The 19,124-nt window shown below is 58.3% G+C and carries 15 protein-coding genes; 9 read left to right on the forward strand and 6 right to left on the reverse strand.

Features of this window, described 5'->3' with window-relative positions; translation table 11 throughout:
- Both arsB and arsC read left to right on the forward strand, forming a co-directional pair.
- The coding region (gene arsB / locus ERD80_RS17225) for an arsenical efflux pump membrane protein ArsB (protein WP_136547784.1) at window positions 1–882 on the forward strand (882 nt) is incomplete at its 5' end.
- A gap of 17 nt (window positions 883–899) precedes the next feature.
- Window positions 900–1,328, forward strand: a complete 429-nt coding sequence (arsC, locus tag ERD80_RS17230; protein ID WP_136547786.1) for an arsenate reductase (glutaredoxin) — start codon at window positions 900–902, stop codon at window positions 1,326–1,328.
- Here the strand turns inward: arsC and ERD80_RS17235 are convergent.
- The 4 genes from ERD80_RS17235 to ERD80_RS17250 form a co-directional block, all read right to left on the reverse strand.
- Entirely contained in the window at window positions 1,325–1,750 is a 426-nt protein-coding gene (locus ERD80_RS17235) for a thiol-disulfide oxidoreductase DCC family protein (RefSeq protein ID WP_021509469.1), read from the reverse strand. The two genes, arsC and ERD80_RS17235, sit on opposite strands and share 4 nt — an antisense overlap.
- 73 nt (window positions 1,751–1,823) lie before the next feature.
- Window positions 1,824–5,270, reverse strand: coding sequence for an autotransporter outer membrane beta-barrel domain-containing protein (locus ERD80_RS17240; protein ID WP_136547788.1), 3,447 nt, complete (start codon window positions 5,268–5,270; stop codon window positions 1,824–1,826).
- A 355-nt stretch (window positions 5,271–5,625) separates the two neighbouring features.
- Window positions 5,626–8,931 carry an autotransporter outer membrane beta-barrel domain-containing protein gene (locus ERD80_RS17245; protein ID WP_136547790.1) on the reverse strand — a complete coding sequence of 1,102 codons (3,306 nt, stop codon included), beginning with the start codon at window positions 8,929–8,931 and terminating at the stop codon, window positions 5,626–5,628.
- A gap of 18 nt (window positions 8,932–8,949) precedes the next feature.
- Window positions 8,950–9,288, reverse strand: a complete 339-nt coding sequence (locus tag ERD80_RS17250) for a hypothetical protein (protein WP_136547792.1) — start codon at window positions 9,286–9,288, stop codon at window positions 8,950–8,952.
- 459 nt (window positions 9,289–9,747) lie between these two features.
- Here ERD80_RS17250 and ERD80_RS17255 point away from each other — a divergent pair, with 459 nt between their 5' ends.
- Window positions 9,748–10,371 carry a response regulator gene (locus ERD80_RS17255; RefSeq protein WP_021509472.1) on the forward strand — a complete coding sequence of 208 codons (624 nt, stop codon included), beginning with the start codon at window positions 9,748–9,750 and terminating at the stop codon, window positions 10,369–10,371.
- Window positions 10,371–13,877: a response regulator gene (locus ERD80_RS17260; RefSeq protein ID WP_136547794.1), complete on the forward strand. Its 3,507-nt coding sequence runs from the start codon at window positions 10,371–10,373 to the stop codon at window positions 13,875–13,877. Before ERD80_RS17255 ends, ERD80_RS17260 begins: the two co-directional genes overlap by 1 nt.
- Window positions 13,878–13,887: 10 nt before the next feature.
- Here the strand turns inward: ERD80_RS17260 and ERD80_RS17265 are convergent, their stop codons facing one another.
- Window positions 13,888–14,472: a TetR/AcrR family transcriptional regulator gene (locus tag ERD80_RS17265; RefSeq protein WP_021509474.1), complete on the reverse strand. Its 585-nt coding sequence runs from the start codon at window positions 14,470–14,472 to the stop codon at window positions 13,888–13,890.
- Between the two features lie 173 nt (window positions 14,473–14,645).
- Here ERD80_RS17265 and ERD80_RS17270 point away from each other — a divergent pair, with 173 nt between their 5' ends.
- Both ERD80_RS17270 and ERD80_RS17275 read left to right on the forward strand, forming a co-directional pair.
- Window positions 14,646–15,092 (forward strand): hypothetical protein, encoded by a 447-nt coding sequence (locus ERD80_RS17270; protein WP_136547796.1) that lies wholly within the window; start codon window positions 14,646–14,648, stop codon window positions 15,090–15,092.
- Between the two features lie 5 nt (window positions 15,093–15,097).
- Complete coding sequence (locus tag ERD80_RS17275; protein WP_088517637.1) at window positions 15,098–15,634, forward strand: RNA polymerase sigma factor; 537 nt, start codon at window positions 15,098–15,100, stop codon at window positions 15,632–15,634.
- A gap of 42 nt (window positions 15,635–15,676) precedes the next feature.
- Here ERD80_RS17275 and ERD80_RS17280 read toward each other — a convergent pair whose 3' ends face one another.
- A complete protein-coding gene (locus ERD80_RS17280) occupies window positions 15,677–16,696 on the reverse strand; it encodes an MBL fold metallo-hydrolase (protein WP_058781440.1) in 1,020 nt (339 codons plus the stop codon).
- Window positions 16,697–16,910: 214 nt separating this feature from the next.
- Here ERD80_RS17280 and ERD80_RS17285 point away from each other — a divergent pair, with 214 nt between their 5' ends.
- The 3 genes from ERD80_RS17285 (at window position 16,911) to ERD80_RS17295 (ending at window position 19,019) form a co-directional block, all read left to right on the forward strand.
- Window positions 16,911–17,252 (forward strand): gamma-glutamylcyclotransferase family protein, encoded by a 342-nt coding sequence (locus tag ERD80_RS17285; RefSeq protein ID WP_136547798.1) that lies wholly within the window; start codon window positions 16,911–16,913, stop codon window positions 17,250–17,252.
- A 48-nt stretch (window positions 17,253–17,300) separates the two neighbouring features.
- Window positions 17,301–18,104, forward strand: coding sequence for an MBL fold metallo-hydrolase (locus ERD80_RS17290; protein WP_136547800.1), 804 nt, complete (start codon window positions 17,301–17,303; stop codon window positions 18,102–18,104).
- 114 nt (window positions 18,105–18,218) lie between these two features.
- Window positions 18,219–19,019 (forward strand): MetQ/NlpA family lipoprotein, encoded by an 801-nt coding sequence (locus ERD80_RS17295; protein WP_021509481.1) that lies wholly within the window; start codon window positions 18,219–18,221, stop codon window positions 19,017–19,019.
- Window positions 19,020–19,124: the final 105 nt, after the last annotated feature.

Here is a 19,124-nt window from a genome sequence, read left to right on the forward strand (position 1 = left end):
TCCACGCTGGCGTTTGTCATGGCGGCCGGGTTCATCGCCGATACCGCCAGCCTGCCGCTGGTGGTGTCCAATCTGGTTAACATCGTCTCGGCCGACTATTTCCGGCTCGGCTTTGGCGATTACGCCGCCGTGATGGTGCCGGTCACGCTCGCGGCAGTACTGGCGACATTGCTGATGCTGCACCTGTTTTTCCGCAAAGAGCTACCGCTCAGCTACGATCGCGCCCGGCTGACGTCGCCTGCGGCGGCAATTCGGGATCGAGCTACTTTCCGCGCGGGATGGCTGGTGCTGCTCTTATTGCTGGCTGGCTTTTTTGCCCTTGAGCCGCTGGGCGTACCGGTAAGTGCCGTGGCCGCCGCAGGTGCACTGATGCTGTGGCTGGTGGCGCGGCGGGGTCAGGTGATTGATACGCGTAAGGTGCTGCGCAGCGCGCCGTGGCAGATTGTGGTGTTTTCGCTCGGCATGTATCTGGTGGTGTATGGTTTGCGCAACGCCGGGCTGACCGTCTGGCTTACCGGCTTGCTGAATAGTTTTTCTGCGACCGGCCTGTGGGGCGCAACGTTTGCCACGGGCTTCTTCAGCGCCCTGCTCTCCTCCATCATGAACAATATGCCGACGGTGCTGGTGGGCGCCCTGGCGATTGATGCCAGCTCGGCGCACGGCGTGGTGCGCGAGGCGATGATTTACGCCAACATTATCGGCTGCGATCTGGGCCCGAAAATCACGCCGATTGGCAGTCTGGCAACGCTGCTGTGGCTGCACGTGCTGGCGCAAAAAGAGATTCGCATCAGCTGGGGCTACTATTTTCGCGTCGGCATCACCCTGACGTTACCGGTGCTGGCCGTGACGCTGGCAGCGCTGGCGCTGCGCCTTTCCCTTTGACCGTTAAGAGACTGACAATGACTAACATTACGATCTATCACAACCCGGACTGCGGCACCTCGCGCAATACGCTGGCACTGATTCGCAACAGCGGCGTCGAGCCCACCATTGTGCTTTATCTGGTTACGCCGCCCACGCGTGAAACGTTGCAGCAATTGATCGACGCCATGGGGATTGGCCTGCGCGCGCTGGTGCGCCAAAACACCGACGCCTGGCAGGCGCTGGGGCCCGCACGTGAAGCGCTGAGCGATGAGCAACTGCTGGATGCCATGCTGGCGCAGCCGATTCTCATCAACCGCCCGATTGTGGTGACGCCACTGGGAACGCGTCTGTGCCGTCCTTCTGAGCAGGTGCTGGATATCCTGCCCGATGCGCAGCGCGGTCCGTTTACTAAAGAGGATGGTGAGGTGGTGATTGATGCGCAGGGCCGGCGCGTCAGTCTTTAGTCGGTCAGAAATCGTCCGGGATAATCTGCTTCAATCGCGTGCACCTGGTCATAACGGCCAAACAGGCGATAGCGATTGCGGGCAATCAGGTTGTAGATCAGATTAGTGAGCCCGTCCGGCAGATAACGCAGAACGCCGCAGGCGCGCCACGGCCAGGGCAGCGAGTGCATAATGCGACAGATAGCCTGCGCGCGCAGCCAGTGCTGCCCATCGCGCAGTAACACGATGGTGCGGATGTTATCGTGCGGTAATCCGGCGCGCTGCAGCAGCTGTTTGCCGCGCTCGCTCTGGATCGCTGCAAAGTGATAATCGCGCGGCAGGCGGTGGCGCAGCAGAAAAATCACCCAGGCATTGCACAGCTTGCATTGTCCATCATAAAGGATGATCGGCTGGCCGGACTCGGGTTGCACAGATGATGACACCTGACCTCCGCATTGCAGATACAAAAAAACCGGTGAGGCGACACGCCCCACCGGTTCTATTATATGTCACTTATCAGAAGCTGACTTTCACGCCCGCCACCGCGCTGGTGTCGCTGTAGCTGTGATTGCCCAGCTGCTGCGCCACGCCGCCCCACAGATTGACGTTCGCGTTCAGCCGCGCGTCCACGCCCAGCTTCACCTCGGCGGCGTTACGCGTGCCCGCCTGCTGGATGTTCACGCCGTTCAGCGCGGTGCCGAACGCCCTGCTGTTGTGCAGCCAGTTGGCCTCGGCGTACGGCTCGATGGCGCTCTGCGCCTGCGGGTCCAGCAGCGTGCGCAGCGAGGCGCGCACGCCGAGGCGGCTCTGCAGGTTGTCCTGGCCGGTGGCCTGCACGCGGCTGCCGTTCTGCTCTTTCACGTCGTCCGCCTTCACGCCCTGCCAGTTCAGCTGCGCCTGCGGACGCAGCCACAGGCTGGTGCTGTCGCTCAGCGTTGCCACTTCGGCGCGGTAGCCGCCGGCCAGCGACGCGCTGATGCCTTTGGATTTATACGACTGCTGGCCGATGTCATCGCCCTTCACGCTGTTGTTGAACCAGCCGTAGCTCAGCGCGCTGTCGACGAACGCGCCGCTCTGCTCTGCCGCATTCTGCTGCCAGCTACCGTACACGCCCAGGCTGTAGCCGTTAACCTGGCCACGTGACTGGTAGCCGCTCACCGCCGAGCGCGACTTGCTCTGCGCGTTGCCGTAGCCGGCCATCGCGCCGAGGCGCAGGCTGTCGCTGCCGCTCAGCGTGCCGCTCGCCACGTCGCCGCCCAGCTGAATGGCGTAGCGGTTGGTGTCTGACTTCAGCTGGCCGCTGCTGTCTGTCACCCGGCTGTGGCCGGCGCTGTTGTGCAGCCACAGGCGCGTGCTCTGCTGCTGGCCGCTGGCGTCGGTGTAGAAGGTTTCCGCCGGACGGTCGTCCATGCTGGTGGTAAACAGCGTGTTGGCCGCCGCCAGGTTGGCGCTGTAGCTCGCCGCTTCCGGACGCACGATCATGTTGTGCTGATTTACCGGCGGCTCGACGATCTGGCCGCCCTCACCTTCGCCCGGCGTCACCACCGGATCGGGTTCGCTGCTGTTTTTATCGCTCACCAGATACCAGCCGTGCTGATCCGCGCCCTTCACCAGGCTGTAATCATAGGCACCGGCGACAATACGCCCTTTCTGACGGAACTCGCCGTTGTTAGCGCCATCCACCTGAATGATGTTCAGGCCCTGAAGGGTCTGCGCACCGCTGCCACCGGCGTTGTTGACCACCACGTCGGTGCTGCCGCTGCTGTCGCCGAGGATGTGCAGCTTATCGCTGGCGGAGTGGTCGTCGCCCAGCGCCGCGTTCATCACCAGCGTGCTGTTGTCGCCGCTGTAGTTGCCGTTGACCGTCAGGGTGCTGAAGCCGGCGCCGTCGTGGGTGAAGTTCAGCGTACTGTTGCTGGCGTTGAGCGTATCGACGCTGCTGTTGCCGGTGATGTTCCACTGGCTGTTGTCGCTGAGCGTCAGCGTATTCAGGCCGGAAGACGCACCGGTCCACGCCGAGCTGCCGCTCAGGTTGATCTGGCTGTCGGTGGTCTGGCTGCGGTCAATGTCTACGTTGCCTTCAAACAGCGAGTGGTTGCTGCCGTTCAGCACCACCGAGCCGGCGGTCGAACCTTCTGCTGTGTTATAGCCGGTTTTCAGCAACGTGCTGCCGCTCAGCAGCGAGTTGTCGGCGTCGATTTTCATGCTGGTGCCGGTCAGCACGTTAACGGCGGTGCCGCCGGTGGCGGTGATAGCGGTATTCGCCAGTTTAATATCCGCCAGCGTGGCCTGCGTCGGGGAGAGAATACCTGTAGCATTCTCGCCGGAAACCCTGATATTTGAATTAGTTAATGACAAGGCATTGGTTAAATCAAAAATATAATTATTCTGCAAGCTGATAGCGGCGTTATACCTTTCGGCATCGATACCGCTTTTATTAATAGTGATGTTATTTCCCGTGAATGTGCTGCCATCCTGTACAAGGATGCCATAGCCACCGCCGCGAGCCACTACGGAAACATCGCTCGCATTGGTCGTGGCAGAAAATGCGGTAAGCAGCGCTGATTTACTAGCATCAGTAACAATCTCAACATTCCTGAGATTAGCAATGCTGCCGTACGTGACATAAGCTACATATCCGGCTTCATGCCCCATCTCAATGCGGCTGTCTGTCAGGTTCAGTTCTGTACCGTCTGCGGACGCAGAGATACCTGAGCCGCTGCCAGTGACTGTAATATTAGTGTTAGCGGCAGTAAGCGTTGATTTCCCATCAGCTTTAAGACCATTGGCTCCGCCACCACTGGCAGCTATGGTCGTGTTATCGATATTTAACTGCGAACCCTCACCGCTTACATAGACAGCATCAGCATTTTGGCCGGAGGTCGTGATTTCTGCTCCTGAAACATCAAGATGTGCGCCGCTCGCGGTATATACACCATAAGCATGGTCGCCATTGGTGCTAACCTGCACATTGCTGGCGTTTAAAGCTGAAGCGCTGCCGGCATACAGACCAATCGCGCTGGCTCCGGCGGTTGTGAACGTACTGTTCTCCAGGTTCACTTTAGTACCGGTATTGTTAGCGGTCACGCCATTCGACTGGTCACCGCTGGTTCTCACCCGTACGCCGCTGGCACTGAGCTTGCTGCCGGAACCCGCGGCCAGGCCGTAGGCTTTCATCCCGGTCGTGGTCACGTTGCCGCCCGTCATCGTCAGTTCACTACCTTTGTCAGCGACCATCACAGCATAAGACTGGTCGCCGCTGGTGTTCACCTGCACATCGCTGGCATTGAGTAGGCCGCCAGATCCCGCCACCAGACCGTAGGCCCTGGTACCGTCGGTAGTAACGCTGCCGCCGGTTAAATCGATCAGCGAACCCGCCGCGCGCGAATAAGCACCATACGCGCCGTCGCCGTGAGTGACATAGTCGGTGTCAGTGCTGTTGATGATACCTGCTGAAGAGGCATACGCGGCGTGGGCGGTCTGGCCGGAAGTTTCCACCTTTGTGCCGTTGGTCTTCACAGCGCCGGTCAGGCTGGCCACGACGCCGTAGCCGCCGGTACCGGTAGTGGTCACGTTGCCGCGCGTCATCTCCGCAGAGGCAGCGCCGACGGTGGAAAACACACCGTAGCCGCTGGTGCCGGCATTCAGCACCGTCACGTCGGTGGCGCTTGCCTTGCCGCCATTCTGCACCAGTAGTCCATAAGCTTTGTCACCGGTCGCCTGCAGCGTCTGATTATTCAGTTCAACCGGCTGCGCCGGATCGCTGATGGTGGCACCGTTGGCCGCCAGCGCCGCCGGTGAACCGGCCAGCAGCAGCGCCGAGCCCAGCGCGCCGCCGATCAGTGCTGATTTATTCGCCGCTTTACCGGAGCAGGATGATTTGACTTTGCCGCGCGCCAGTTCCGAGGTGACGACATAACATTGCAGGGCATAATTCCAGATAACGCGATAGCTCTTGTTCATATTCTTTTCCTGATTCAGGTTAAAGCAATCCCTTCCGGCAATAAGCGGAATAAGCGGTTATTAACGGGCAGGCGCGGAATACACAGCCATCACGCTATTTACGGTGATGCGCTGTCTTACCGGCCTTAATTAATCTCTGCCAGAGCGGCTGATGGGAAAATATTCGCAAAATCGCGGAAGGGTGAATATGAGAGCACCGGCATACGGCTGTAGTCGCAGGACTACAAAAAGTAAGTCGCCGCGCTATGTTCCAGATCAATTAATTCTGTGTTAACACGTCAGGTGAGCAGTAAACAAAAGCGGAGAACGCGGGCGGGCATAAAAAAACGGCCCCCGTTGCGGGAGCCGTTGAGCATCAGAAGCTGACCTTCACGCCGGCGATGGCGCTGGTGTCGCTGTAGCTGTGGCTGCTCAGCTGCTGCGCTACGCCGCCCCACAGGTTGACGTTGGCATTCAGCGTGGCATCGACGCCCAGCTTCAGCTCACCGGCGTTGCGCGTGCCGGCCTGATGGATGGTAACGCCGTTCATTGAGGTGCCCAGCGCGCGGGTGTTGTGCACCCAGCTGGCCTCGACGTACGGCTCCACGCTGCGCCCCTGCTCCAGCCCGGAGCGCAGTGAGGCGCGCACGCCGACGTGGCTCTGCAGGTTATTTTCACCGGTGCCGCGTACGCGGGTGCCATTGCCTTCCGTCAGGTCATCGCCCTTCACGCCCTGCCAGTTCAGCATCGCCTGCGGACGCAGCCAGAAGCCGGTCGACTCGGAGAGCGTCGCCACTTCGGCGCTGTAGCCGCCGGCGAGCGACGCCAGGATGCCCTTCGACTTGTAGGACTCCTCGCCGATGTCCTCGCCCTTGATGCTGTTGTCGAACCAGCCGTAGCTCAGCGTGCTGTCGATAAACGCGCCGCTGCGCGCCGCCGCGTTCTGCTGCCAGGTGCCGTAAATGCCCAGGTTGTAGCCGTGCACCTGACCGCGCGACTGATAGCCGCTCACCGCCGAGCGCGATTTGCTCTGCGCGTTGCCGTAGCCGGCCATCGCGCCGAGGCGCAGGCTGTCCGCGCCGTGCAGCGTGCCGGTTGCCAGGTCACCGCCCAGCTGGATAGCATAGCGGTTGGTGTCGGTTTTCAGCTGGCCGCTGCTGTCTTTCTGATGGTTGTGACCGCCGCTGTTGCGCAGCCACAGGCGGGTGTGCTGCTGCCGGCCGTTCGCGTCCGTGTACTGCGTGACGCCCGGGCGATCGTCCATGCTGGTGGCGAACAGCGTGTTGGCCGCCGCGAGGTTGGCGCTGTAGCTCGCCGCTTCCGGGCGCACGATCATATTGTGCAGCTCCGCCGGCGGCGCGATGATGTCACCGCCGGTGCCTTCGCCCGGTGCGGTCACCGGATCGGTGTTAACCGGATCGGTTTCGCTGCCGTTTTTGTCGCTCACCAGATACCAGCCGTGCTGATCCGCGCCTTTTACCAGGTTGTAGTCATAGGCACCGGCGACAATACGCCCTTTCTGACGGAATTCGCCGTTGGTCGCGCCGTCCACCTGAATCAGTTGCAGGCCCTGAATGGTCTGCGCGCCGCTGCCGCCGGCGTTGTTCACCACCACGTCGGTGTTGCCATTGACGTCGCCCAGCACGTGCAGCCGGTCGGTGGCCGAGGTGTCGCCGCCCAGCGCCGCGTTCATCACCAGCGTGGCATTGTCCGCCGTGTAGTTGCCGTTGACGGTCAGCACCGTGAAGTTCGCGGTATTGTGCGCCACGTTGATCACGCTGTTGTTCGCGGTCAGCGCATCCACGCTGCTGTTGTCCATGATGTTCCACTGGCTGTTGTCGTTCAGCGTCAGCGTATTGAGGCCGGATGACGCACCGGTCCACACCGAGCTGCCGCTCAGGTTGATCTGGCTGTCCTGCGTCTGGCTGCGGTCGATGTCCACGTCACCGATGAACAGCGAGTGGTTGCTGCCGTTCAGTACCACTGACCCGGCGGTTGAACCTTCTGCTGTGTTATAGCCGGTTTTCAGCAGCGTGCTGCCGCTCAGCACCGAATTATTAGCGTCGATGTTCATGCTGGTGCCGGTCAGCACATTGACGGCGGTGCCGCCGGTGGCGGTGACGCGGGTATTGGCGAGTTTAGTGTCCGCCAGCATGGCCTGGCTCTGAGAAAGAATGCCGGTGGCATTTTCGCCTGTAATATTAATATTCGAATCAGCCAGATTAAGGTAATTGATTAGGTCCGGGTTATACACATTCTGGATGTTGAGCGCGGCGTTAAAGCCATCTTTATCGATACCACTTTTATCAATGGTGATATTCTGCCCGGTGAATGTACTTCCATCCTGCACCAGAATTCCGAAACCACCGCTGCGTGCCTGTACAGAAACATTTTCGGCATTGATATCGCCTGAAAATGCTGATAACAGCGCTGAATTGTTTGCATCAGTGACAATATCTACGTTCTTCAGATTTATAGTACTGTTGTCATAGCTAAACGCTGCATATCCGCCCTGCTGACCGACTTTTATCCGGCTGTCAGAGAGACTCAGCACCGTTCCGGAACCATTGGCGGCCACGCCTGAACCACTGCCGGTAACTTCTATTTCAGAGTTCGACGCATTCAGCGTCGATTTTGGATCTGCAAGCAGGCCATTAGCACCGGCGCCAGTAACCACAAATGTACTATTGTCCACGTTGAGCACAGAGCCCTCGCCGCTGGCGTAGCCGCCATGTGCATTCCGGCCAGAGGTGCTGACGTGGGCATCTGAGGCGGTCATCGTCCCCGAGCCAGCGACGTACAGACCGTGGGCATCCTGCCCGCTGGTCGCAACCTGCACGCCGCTGGCGTTGAGTTTGCCACCGGAAATCGCTGCCAGACCGTAGGCATTGGTACCGCTGGTCGTCACTGCTCCACCTGCCAGCGTAACTTCTGTCCCGGCCAGGTTAGCAAAAACACCAAAGGACTGGTCGCCATGGGTGACCACATTTACGCCATCCGCAGTCAGGCTGCCGCCGGAACCCGCCACCAAACCATAAGCCTTGGTGCCACTGGTGGTGACGCTGCCGCCTGTGATATCGATCAGCGAACCCGCAGCGCGCGAATAAACACCATAGGCACTGTCGCCGTGCGTTATATAGTCTGCGTTCTGGCTGTTAATGATACCGGCCGAAGAAGCGTAGGCGCCGTAGGCGGTTTTTCCGGTGGTTTCCACGCGGGTGCCATCGAGTTTTAAAGTGCCAGTCCGGCTGGCGACCACACCGTAGCCGCCATCGCCCGTGGTTTGCACGCTGCCGCGTGTCATCTCAATCGCAGAAGACGCAAGGGTGGAGAATACACCGTAGCCGTTATTGCCATCATTGAGCACGATGACATCCGTGGCGCTGGCCTGCCCGCCATTCTGCACCAGCAGCCCATAACGATCGTTACCGGTCGCCTGCAGCGTCTGGTTGCTCAGTTCCAGCTTATCCTCAGGGCCGTTTACCATTGCGCCATGAGAAGAGGCCAGCGCCGCCGGTGAACCGGCCAGCAGCAGCGCCGAGCCCAGCGCGCCAATAATCAGTGATGATTTATTTGTCGCTGCACCAGAGCAGGAAGACTTCACTTTGCCGCGCGCCAGTTCCGAGGCCACGACATAACATTGCTGGGCATAATTCCAGATAACACGATAATTTTTGTTCATGCTTTTTCCTGATTCTGATTATGTCGAACCCGGACGGATACGACCTAACGGTTTAAACGGCGGCGATGCGATAAGAATTTTCTCCTCCACCTGATGCCGCAAAATAATTAAAGCTACGGGATTGGGCTGAATTCTAACGTTGAGACAGGTCTTGACCTCTTTAAGACCTGTCTCAAAACTAATCGCCACAAAAATAAAAACCATCAGGTTACGCTGTAGGCTAAGGACTACAGGTTCACTCACCTTGAAATTTAAATAATTCAAAAACAATGCATCAGCGCAACCTGAGTGCGCAGAGAATAAACGCCGCATCTCCCTTTGCAACCCGCAATGCAGCGTGGTTAATTCAGCGTTCATTCATTTACCCGAACTACTGCACGTCCGGTTTATCACCTAAATACAACAACAACGACCAATTCATTTATCAAATAATTCATCTGGCGCAAATTTCATAACCTACCCATAACATCAACCATTTAAAAATTTACTGTAAATTGCTGTTATTAAGACGATAATCTTTTCGCACTCTGTTGCCATGTTAAGTTTCTAAAAACTTACGAACCTTTAATCTTCAGCACTTAAGTTTAATAAATTCGCGCCGTTTATCCTTAGTGAATAATCTTTATGCTAAGCAGAAAAGTCGCAGGCGAGATTTTATCGTTGTAAATAAGACAGCCAGTAATCAGCTGTAAGCTATGGACTACATTTAAAAATAAATGCCCATGTACAGAATGATCTTGAGTTGATTAAGATGACATTATATAAGTGTGCTTTTGAACGAGCGTACTCAGTTTAATTAAGAGAAAGGCAGTGCGTATGGCTAACTTTGTTATTGTTGATGATCATCCCATTGTGCGCGTGGCGATAAGACTGGTGCTGGAAAATGCCGGGCATCGTGTTTCAGCAGAGGCTGTTGATGGCGACAATATATTTAGCCTGATCAAAGAGAATGGCGCCGATGCGGCAATTATTGATATAGATCTGCCCGGCATTGATGGTATTGAAGCGGTCAGGAATCTTCGCACCGCGGGCTCATTAATTCCGGTGATTGTGATGAGCGGGAAAAACGCGGAATTTTACGCCTATAAGAGTAAAAAAGCCGGTGCCAATGGTTTTATCAGTAAAAAGAACAATCTGAACGACCTGGCACAAGCCGTTGACGCGGTGCTGTCCGGCTATGGTTTTTTCCCGCTGCGCCTGAGTCACCAGGCGGAGGGCGATCAACTGGTGCAGGACAGCGACAAATTGCTGCTGCTGTCGCATCGCGAATATGAAGTGCTGCGCTACCTCGGTGAAGGCACCGAGATTGTCAAAATTGCCAACCGCATGAAGCTCAGCAATAAAACGGTCAGTACCTATAAAGCCAGACTGATGGAAAAGTTATCGCTGAAAAATCAAAAGGATTTACTCGATTTCACCCGCCGGAACCAGATTAACTGATGCGACTTTTTTTCCTGTGCGCGCTGTGCTGCGCGCTGCTGCTGGTCGCCCCACTGCGCGCGGCGGTGCAGCAGCTTAACTATCAGCCTAACGATTTGCCGGCGATGCCCGCGCCGATGCTCAATGACAGCGACTGGCACTGGCTGGGACAAAAGCGCGACAGCGTGATTGGCATCTATGGGCCGGATCGGCCACCGATGTTGCGCACCAATCCTGAGGGAAGAGTATTTGGCTACATTCCCGATGCGGCTTACGCTGCGCTGCACAGCCTGGGTATCAGTTTTCGCGTCAAACATTACGACACCGCGCCCGAAGCCTTTGCCGCGCTGGCGCGCGAAGAGCTGGATATGATATTTGTGCCGGCCGGTGAAGCGGTCCCGGCGCATGTTAACGACACCATCAGCGTAACCGCGCTGAAAGCCAGTCCGGTTCGGGTGGTGCGCAGCAGCAGTAACCCGCTGGCCGGTCAGGAGTTTTTACCCGGCCCGGCGATAACATCTCCTTACAGCCAGCTGCCGCAGGTCGCGATGGGCACCCTGCCCTATGCCGATGTGCCGGCGGTGGAAGCCTATTACCTGATTGAACGCAACTATCTGAATACGCTAACCATCGATCACATTCTGCCCGATCTCAGTTCGCCGTATCGCTTTGTGGTCAACAGCAAAGAACACGTGCTGGCGCGGGCGATGCGCATTGCATTTGACGCCCTGCAGCGCCACGCGGCCGGTGAGATCATCGCTGCGCGCTGGGATATTGCCAATATCACGCGGTTTGTTACTACACCGCTGGCGCTGACGCCCACCGAGCAGGCCTGGTTACAAACTCATAACCAAATCAACATGGCCGTCACTGACCTGGTGGCGCCGTTCTTTATCAAAAACAGTGAGGGTGAGATCACAGGTATCGTGCCGGAGTTGCTCAACCTGATTGAAATGCGCACCGGCATTACCTTCAATTTTGTGGAGATCAGTGACAGCCGCGATCTTGCTGCCCGTATGAAACATGGTGATGTCGCCATCGCCGCACCGCTAATCTGGAGTCAGCAGCGCAGTCGTGAGTTTTTGATGACCACACCGTTTATGTTCACGCCGGAAGTGCTGGTGACCAACACGGCCGCGCAGGATGCGCCGCCAAAACGCGCCGCGCTGGTGCGCGAGCAGGATGCCTCCCACTGGTTTCTGAAAAAATATCCTGATGTGTCAGTCGATTATGTTGGCAATCCCAGCCTGGCGATGCAGTGGGTGGCGGATGGGCAAACCGACGCCACCATTAATACGCTGGTGGGCGCGCGCTATCTCTCTGAAGGTCTGTATCCCGGCAAACTGCGCTTAACTGAGCTGAAACCGGCGCAGGAAGCGGCTATCGCCTTTGGCGTCAGCCGCAGCGAGCCGGAACTGCAGGACATCATGAACAAAGCGCTGGCCGCCATTCCGGCTGGCATGATGACCGATGTATTAACCCACTGGCAGGCCACGCCCGCCGCGCATTTCGACACCTGGAAGCTGTACCGCAAAGAGTTTTATGTCGGCGCGCTGGGCGCAGCCACCATCATCGCCGTCACCTTTGTCTGGGCGGTGCTGCTGATGCGGCAGGTCAAACGGACGCGCCGCACCAAAGCGCTGCTGCGCCAGGAAATTCAGCTGCGCGATCGCCTGATCAATGGTCCGCCGCGGCCGTTTTATGTCGCCTCGCTGGATGGGATGATCGTGCACACCAATCCGGCGTTTACCCAGTTTTTCACCCCGGAAGAACAAACCCATCTGGGCTATTCGCTGTATGACTGTCGCCATCCGCTCTATCACGTGTGGCAGCAGATCGACAAAAACATCCAGCCCGGCGACATTCCGGAAGAGGCGGAATTTGTTATTGATGACGGGCGGCAGAAGCGCCATATCCGTCACTGGATGACCTCGTACACCGGCGATGAAGTCGGCAGCGGCGGGCTGATTTGCGGCTGGCAGGACGTCACCGACTACCTGCAATTGCTGGAAGATCTTTCGCTGGCGCGCGAAGCCACCGAGCTGGCCAGCCAGAGCAAAAGCGACTTCCTCGCCACCATGAGCCATGAAATTCGCACGCCGCTCAGTGCGGTGATTGGCCTGCTGGAACTGCAGACGCAGGAAGGCCGCGCCGATACCGAACTGATTCGCGTGGCGCACGAAGCGGCGGTCAGCCTGATGGATATCGTCGGCGACATTCTCGATATGGCGAAAATTGAGTCGGGACGCATGACGCTGCAGCCGCAGTGGGTCAGCCTGCATGCGCTGGTGCGTCCGGTGATCTGTGCCTTCGACGGCCTGGCGCGGCAAAAAGGCATCAACCTGAACCTGATGCTGCCAGTCGGCGATGACGATCTGTTTTGCGATGCCAGTCGCGTACGCCAGGTGCTGTCTAACCTGGTGGGTAACGCCGTCAAGTTCACCGATCAGGGTGAAGTGAAGGTTACGGTGGGTCTGACGCCGCTGGAGAGCCATACCGAGCTGCGGATCCAGGTGGCCGATACCGGACGCGGCATCGATAAAGCAGCGCAAAATGCGCTTTTCCGCCCGTTCGAACAGGCCGGCCTGTCGGATAACGCCGGCACCGGGCTGGGCCTGTTTATCTGCCAGGAGATCACCCGCCTGATGGGCGGCAGCATTTCTCTGGAGAGCGAACCCGGCGTCGGCACCGTGCTCAACGTCGCCGTGCCGGTCAGCGTGCGTGATATCGCTACCCCGCTGCCGTCTCCGGTCGCGGAACCGTTGCCCGCTGCGCCGCAGGTCGCGCTGAATGTGCTGATCATTGACGATCATCCGGCCAACCGCCTGCTGATTTCGCGTCAGCTGACGCTGTTAGGTCATAGTTTCCGCGAAGCGAACAACGGTGAAGAAGGCCTGGCGCAGTGGCGGCAGCAGAAGCCGGATGTGATCATTACCGATTGCAATATGCCGGTGATGAACGGTCTGGACATGACGCGCAACATCCGCCGGGAAGATAAGAGCACCTACATCATCGGTATCACCGCCAACGCGCAGCAGTCCGAACGTCAGCGCTGTCTCGAAGCGGGGATGAACGAATGCGTGTTCCGGCCGGTTAAGCTGGCGCAGTTAACCACGATTCTGAGCCAGATTCACAGCGCCAGCGCGCTGTCGGTCGGTGATGATTTTTCTGACTGGGTCGACATCGCCGAAATCGAGAAATATATGCCCAACAGCCCCGGCGCTATCGCGGATTTTCTCGACATCGTGATTAATGAAGCACGCACCGATCTGACGCAGGCGATTGACGTGGTGCAAAGCGGCGATCTCGCCACTGCCGCCAGCCTGTTTCATCGCATCACCGGATCGCTGCGCGTCACCGGCATCCGTCAGCTGACGGAGCAGTGCGAAATGCTGGAAGAGCTGGCGGAAATGCAGGAGGACCGGGAAATTATCCTGCTGCATTTACGGGAAGCGCTAACGCTGGTGGACAGGATGGAAGCTTCGTTCCGAAATCAAACCACACACGCCCAGGCCGGCGCGCACTGATTGTGCGCCGTCAGGCGGTTTTGATCAGCTTATGCAGCAGCGGATGAGTGATCTGCTCAAACATCCCGGCGTTATTGAATGCCCGCGCCGCCAGCATCGCGCCGTGCACGCTGGCCATCAGCGTTTTGGCTTCGTTTTCAGCGCTGTCGCTGAGCTGGAAAACGCCGCTGGCGGCGCCTTTGCTCAGCTGGCGCGCTAACCAGCCGGAGAGATCGCTGAAGTGGCCGCTGACTTCCGTGGCGACATCCGGCGGCAGCGTGGGCATTTCCGCCGCCAGCATCGCGCAGATGCAGAAAGGCGAAGTTCCCTCTTTAATGCAGTGCGCCCAGTAATCGACGTAGGCCTTCACTTCGTTCAGCGGATCGTTGATCTGTTCATCCATCGCCTGCATGCCCGCCTGCGCCTCAGCACGATATTCCTCCACCACCGCTTTCACCAAATCGGCTTTGCCGGGAAAATGGTGGTGAATGCTGGCCTTACGGATATCCACCTGGGCGGCAATATCGGCATAGCTAAAGCTTTTATAGCCGCCGGCGGTGAGCAACTGGCGGGTGCAGGCCATGATTTCGCGGGCTTTAGAGGAACGGGCAGTCATAATGCAATCCGGTAGAACAACAGAGATCGGTCAACCTACTGGCAGGCAGGGAAGAAGTCAAGCCAGCGGCATGGCACGCAGCGCGCACTTTTTTCATTTGTTCAGCAATATTTTCGTCGCTGATTCGTCTACCTCATCACCAACCCTGTTTATTACCGTAATGAGGAACCCCAATGAGAGATTTTGACAGGCATCAGCATTCACGTGGTCACCGCTTTGGTCATCACCGCATGGCGAAACCGCTGCTGCTCGGCGTGGTGCTGTTTGCGGCCCTTGGCCTGCTGGTGATGTCGCTGTGGAATGCGCTGCTGCCGGAACTGACCGGCGTAAAAAGTATTGGCTTCTGGCAGGCGCTGGGACTGCTGGTGCTGTGTCGCATCCTGTTCGGCGGGCTGGGCTTCCATCCCGGTATGTTTGGCATGGCGCGTCGCCGCATGCATGAACGCTGGATGCAGATGACGCCGGAGCAGCGTGAAGTCTTCATGCAGCAACGGCGCGAGCGGTTTGGCGGCCGTGGTCATCATGGCGGACGCTGTGACTGGCACGATCGCCGCAGCCAGCGTGACGATCCGCGCCCGCCCGCTGACGATGCGCCCGCCAAATCCCCGGATGCAGAGTAAACAGCATGGCGCAGGATTCGCGGCTGCTGGCGGCCCTCAGCGCCTGCCGCACTAAGCTCAGCGCCTTTATTCGCGGCCGCAGCGAGCGGCACGATGAGGCCGAAGATATCCTGCAGGAGATCAGCTGGAAACTGCTGCAGGTGGAACAGCCGGTGGAGAACGTCAGCGCCTGGCTGTTTCGCGCCGCGCGCAACGAGATCACCGATCGGTCACGAAAAAAACGCGAGCTCTCGCTGTTTAACGCCGCCGGAGACGAAGACTTTCCCGAGGATGAAATTGCCGAAACGCTGTTTGGCGTGGCGCAGACGCCGGAGGATGAGTATCTGAAGACGCTGCTGTGGGAAGAGCTGGACGATGCGCTCGCGGAACTGCCTGCTGCGCAGCGCGAGGTATTTGAAAAGACCGAACTGCTCGGCTTCAGCTATCAGGATCTGGCCGCTGAAAGCGGCGACAGCGTGCAGGCGCTGCTGTCGCGCAAACATAAAGCGGTTCTGTTTCTGCGCACCCGGCTGCGCAGCCTGTACGACGAACTCACGGCATGACCAGCGCAACCCGATAGCCAAACGGCCATCGGGTTGCGTGCTTTACCACCAGGCCGCGGTGGGCTGCGGCTGTAACAGATCAATGCCCTCGCCCAGCATCGGCAGACACAGTGCAACCTGATGCTCCGCCGCCAGCTGGACGATTTGGGTAAACGGATCGTCCCAGCGGTGAAAAGCTAAATCAAAAGCCGCGTTGTGAATCGGAAACAGCCAGCGCGCGTTGAGGTCCTGAAACGCGCGCAGCGTGTCCTGCGGCAGCATATGAATGTCGGCCCAGCGCGCATCGTAAGCGCCGTTTTCCAGAAACGCCGCATCAAACGGACCGTATTTTCGGCCAATCGCTTTGAAACCGTCGAAGTAACCGGAGTCACCGCCAAAAAACAGGCGGAACTGGTCAGAGATCAGCGTCCACGAACACCACAACCGTTTGTTGCTGTCGAACAGGCCACGGCCGGAAAAGTGCTGCGACGGCGTCGCGACAAAATGGATGCCGCCGATATCCCGCGACTGCCACCAGTCGAGCTGGATGACTTTCTCTGGCGCAACACCCCACTTAATCAGCAAATCGCCGACGCCGAGCGGCGTGAGAAAGTGCTTCACCCGATCTTTCAGCTGCATGATGGTGTGGTAATCGAGATGATCGTAATGATCGTGCGACAAAATAATGCCTTCGATCGGCGGCAGATCGGCCACGGCAATCGGCGCTGGCTGAAAGCGCTTTGGTCCCAGTCGCTTAAAGGGCGACGCGCGCTCGGCGAATACCGGATCGGTCAGCCAGAACTGGCCATTGAGCTTCAGCAACAGCGAAGAGTGGCCGAGGCGAAAGACGCTGTTCGGCGCGGCCTGTGCCAGCGCGGCGGCCGTGATGGGCTGCACCGGCAGCGCGGCCGGCGGCTGGGTATCTTTCGGTTTATTGAACAGGAAATCCCACAGCATTTTGCGGTAGTCGCCAAAGCTCAGCGACTGACGCGGCTGGACATTGCGAAACTTTTTGCCATCAAACTGAGCGGAGTGCGGATACTCCCTGATTGCACCCCGGCAGAGGCTGGAACCCTTCAACATAGCGCGGATACCTCGAAAAAGAGAAAGCTGGCTGGCAGCAGCGGTAAACATCTGCGGCTACGTTAACCGTTTTATGCCGCGCGCGTCCTCACATTACGAGCCATCGCACAACCGGTAACGCAGAATTTCGCTGCCGGTGTGGCCTTTCCCTGGCGGATGACACGGCGGCAGCAGGCAGGTAAAGTAGCGCTTTTGCATGATTTTACGAGGGAAAATGAACACGCTTTTCGTTTACGGCACGCTGCAGCCGGGCCAGTGCAATGCGCATATCCTGGAAAACATCGGCGGTGAGTGGCTGGCAGGGACGGTCGCCGGCACTTACTATGCCAACGGCTGGGGCGCGGCGGCCGATTTTCCCGGCATCGTACTTGATGAGCACGGCCCGCGCGTGCCGGGTTATCTGTTCATCTCGGACCGGCTAGCGCTGCACTGGCCGATGCTGGATGAGTTTGAGGATGGTTACGAACGGGTGCCGGTTGAGGTCACCACGGCCGACGGCCAGCAGCGGACGGCGTGGATTTATCAGCTGCAGCCACAGCAGGACGCCGCGCGCTAACCTCGCACCTTGCCTAAACTGATCCTCACCGGACTGTGAGGAGAAGCCATGATCACCATTTGTACCGCCTGCGGCACGTCTTATCAGCAGCAGCAACCTGCCCTTACGCAGTGTCGCATTTGTCAGGATGAACGCCAGTTTGTGCCGCCCGGCGGGCAGCAGTGGATCGATCAGTCTGCGCTGCGCGCCTCGCATCAAAACCAGTGGCAACAGCTGGAGTCCGGGCTGCTCAGCCTGCAAACCGTGCCGGATTTTGCCATCAACCAGCGCGCCTTTGTGCTGCAAACGCCGCACGGCAATATCCTGTGGGATTGCATCGCCCATCTGGATGACGCCACCGTCACGCTGCTGCGCGCGCTCGGCGGCCTGCACGCCATCGCCATCTCCCATCCCCACTATTACAGCACCATGCAGGACTGGGCCGACGCCTTCGACGCGCCGGTGTACCTGCACGCCAGCGACAGCGAGTGGATCATGCGCGCATCGCCCCGTCTGCAGCCCTGGCACGGCGACAGCTGTGATCTGCTGCCGGGCGTGCGGCTGTTACGTCTCGGCGGCCACTTTGCCGGCGGCACGGTGCTGCACTGGGCGCACGACGGCGGCGTGCTGCTGAGCGGCGATATTTTACAGGTAACGCCCGGTGCCAGTGCGGTTTCGTTTATGTGGAGCTATCCCAATATGTTACCGCTGGCCGGCGTCACGGTGACGGCCATGCTGCAGCGGTTGCAGGGCGTGACGTTTACGCGCCTGTACGGCGCGTTTGCCGGCCGCGAAATTCTCGCGCGTGCCGATGAGGCGGTGCAGCAGTCGGGCCGCCGCTATCTGGCCTGTCTGCAACATCCACAGCCGTAGCGCTTACACAGCCGCGCTGGATAAATACCAGGCGATCGCACCGCACACGGATGTACAGACGTCTGGACGTATACTATAGTCGGTTTCCTGCAAACATAAGGAAACCTGCAAACAATGAAAAAAACATGGCTTACCGCCCTGCTGGCGGCCTCTGTCACCCTGCTCAGCGCCTGTGACAACCACAACGACAACAAAATTAAAGTGGCGATCAATACCGGACCGGATGAGGCGCTGTGGCAGACCGTGAAGCAGGTGGCACACGATAAATATCAGCTCGATGTTGATGTGGTGGCGTTTAACGATTACGTGCAGCCGAACGAAGCGCTGTTCAATAAAGATGTGGACGCCAACGCGTTCCAGAGCCTGCCTTATCTGGAGATGCAGTCCAAAGAGCGCGGATATAAATTTGCCGTCGTGACCAATACCTTCGTATTCCCGATTGCCGGTTATTCACGCAAGATTAAATCACTGCAGGATCTGCCGGATGGCGCTACCGTGACCGTGTCTAACGAAGCGACCACCCTGGGGCGTAGCCTGCTGCTGTTGCAGGCGCAGGGCCTGCTGAAGGTGAAACCCGAAGCCGGTCTGCTGCCGACCACTCTGGATATTACCGACAACCCGAAAAAGCTGAAGATTGTGGAAGTGGATACGCCGCAGCTGGCGCGCACGCTGGACGATCCGCAGGTTTATCTGTCGATCATTAATAATAACTTTGCCGCGCTGGTGAATTTATCCGCCTCGCGTGACGGGATGTTTATGGAAGGCAAAGCGTCGCCATATGTGAATGCAATTGTGGCGCGCGAAGATAATAAAGACAGCCCGAACGTGCAGAAGCTGAAAGAAGCGTTCCAGTCCCAGCCGGTGCTGGATAAAGCCAACGAGATTTATAAAGGCGATATTATTAAGGGTTGGTAAGGATTACCTGCCTGTTGATGCAGGCAGGAACAGGATTACCGCACCCATCGTAGCGGCGCAATTTATTGCGCATTCGGGCAGTTGTGCGGTGTTTCACTCAGCGCG

The sequence above is a fragment of the Pantoea sp. R102 genome, assembly GCF_004916815.1.
Taxonomy (GTDB): Bacteria; Pseudomonadota; Gammaproteobacteria; order Enterobacterales; family Enterobacteriaceae; genus Pantoea; species Pantoea dispersa.

What these genes read in the sequence shown, in the direction of transcription:
- ERD80_RS17280 (WP_058781440.1), bottom strand. Translation starts at nt 16,696, where the DNA reads ATGTTGAAGGGTTCCAGCCTCTGCCGGGGTGCAATCAGGGAGTATCCG.
- ERD80_RS17295 (WP_021509481.1), top strand. Translation starts at nt 18,219, where the DNA reads ATGAAAAAAACATGGCTTACCGCCCTGCTGGCGGCCTCTGTCACCCTG.
- ERD80_RS17240 (WP_136547788.1), bottom strand. Translation starts at nt 5,270, where the DNA reads ATGAACAAGAGCTATCGCGTTATCTGGAATTATGCCCTGCAATGTTAT.
- ERD80_RS17260 (WP_136547794.1), top strand. Translation starts at nt 10,371, where the DNA reads ATGCGACTTTTTTTCCTGTGCGCGCTGTGCTGCGCGCTGCTGCTGGTC.
- ERD80_RS17285 (WP_136547798.1), top strand. Translation starts at nt 16,911, where the DNA reads ATGAACACGCTTTTCGTTTACGGCACGCTGCAGCCGGGCCAGTGCAAT.
- ERD80_RS17290 (WP_136547800.1), top strand. Translation starts at nt 17,301, where the DNA reads ATGATCACCATTTGTACCGCCTGCGGCACGTCTTATCAGCAGCAGCAA.
- ERD80_RS17275 (WP_088517637.1), top strand. Translation starts at nt 15,098, where the DNA reads ATGGCGCAGGATTCGCGGCTGCTGGCGGCCCTCAGCGCCTGCCGCACT.
- ERD80_RS17265 (WP_021509474.1), bottom strand. Translation starts at nt 14,472, where the DNA reads ATGACTGCCCGTTCCTCTAAAGCCCGCGAAATCATGGCCTGCACCCGC.
- ERD80_RS17245 (WP_136547790.1), bottom strand. Translation starts at nt 8,931, where the DNA reads ATGAACAAAAATTATCGTGTTATCTGGAATTATGCCCAGCAATGTTAT.
- ERD80_RS17255 (WP_021509472.1), top strand. Translation starts at nt 9,748, where the DNA reads ATGGCTAACTTTGTTATTGTTGATGATCATCCCATTGTGCGCGTGGCG.
- ERD80_RS17270 (WP_136547796.1), top strand. Translation starts at nt 14,646, where the DNA reads ATGAGAGATTTTGACAGGCATCAGCATTCACGTGGTCACCGCTTTGGT.
- arsC (WP_136547786.1), top strand. Translation starts at nt 900, where the DNA reads ATGACTAACATTACGATCTATCACAACCCGGACTGCGGCACCTCGCGC.
- ERD80_RS17250 (WP_136547792.1), bottom strand. Translation starts at nt 9,288, where the DNA reads ATGAACGCTGAATTAACCACGCTGCATTGCGGGTTGCAAAGGGAGATG.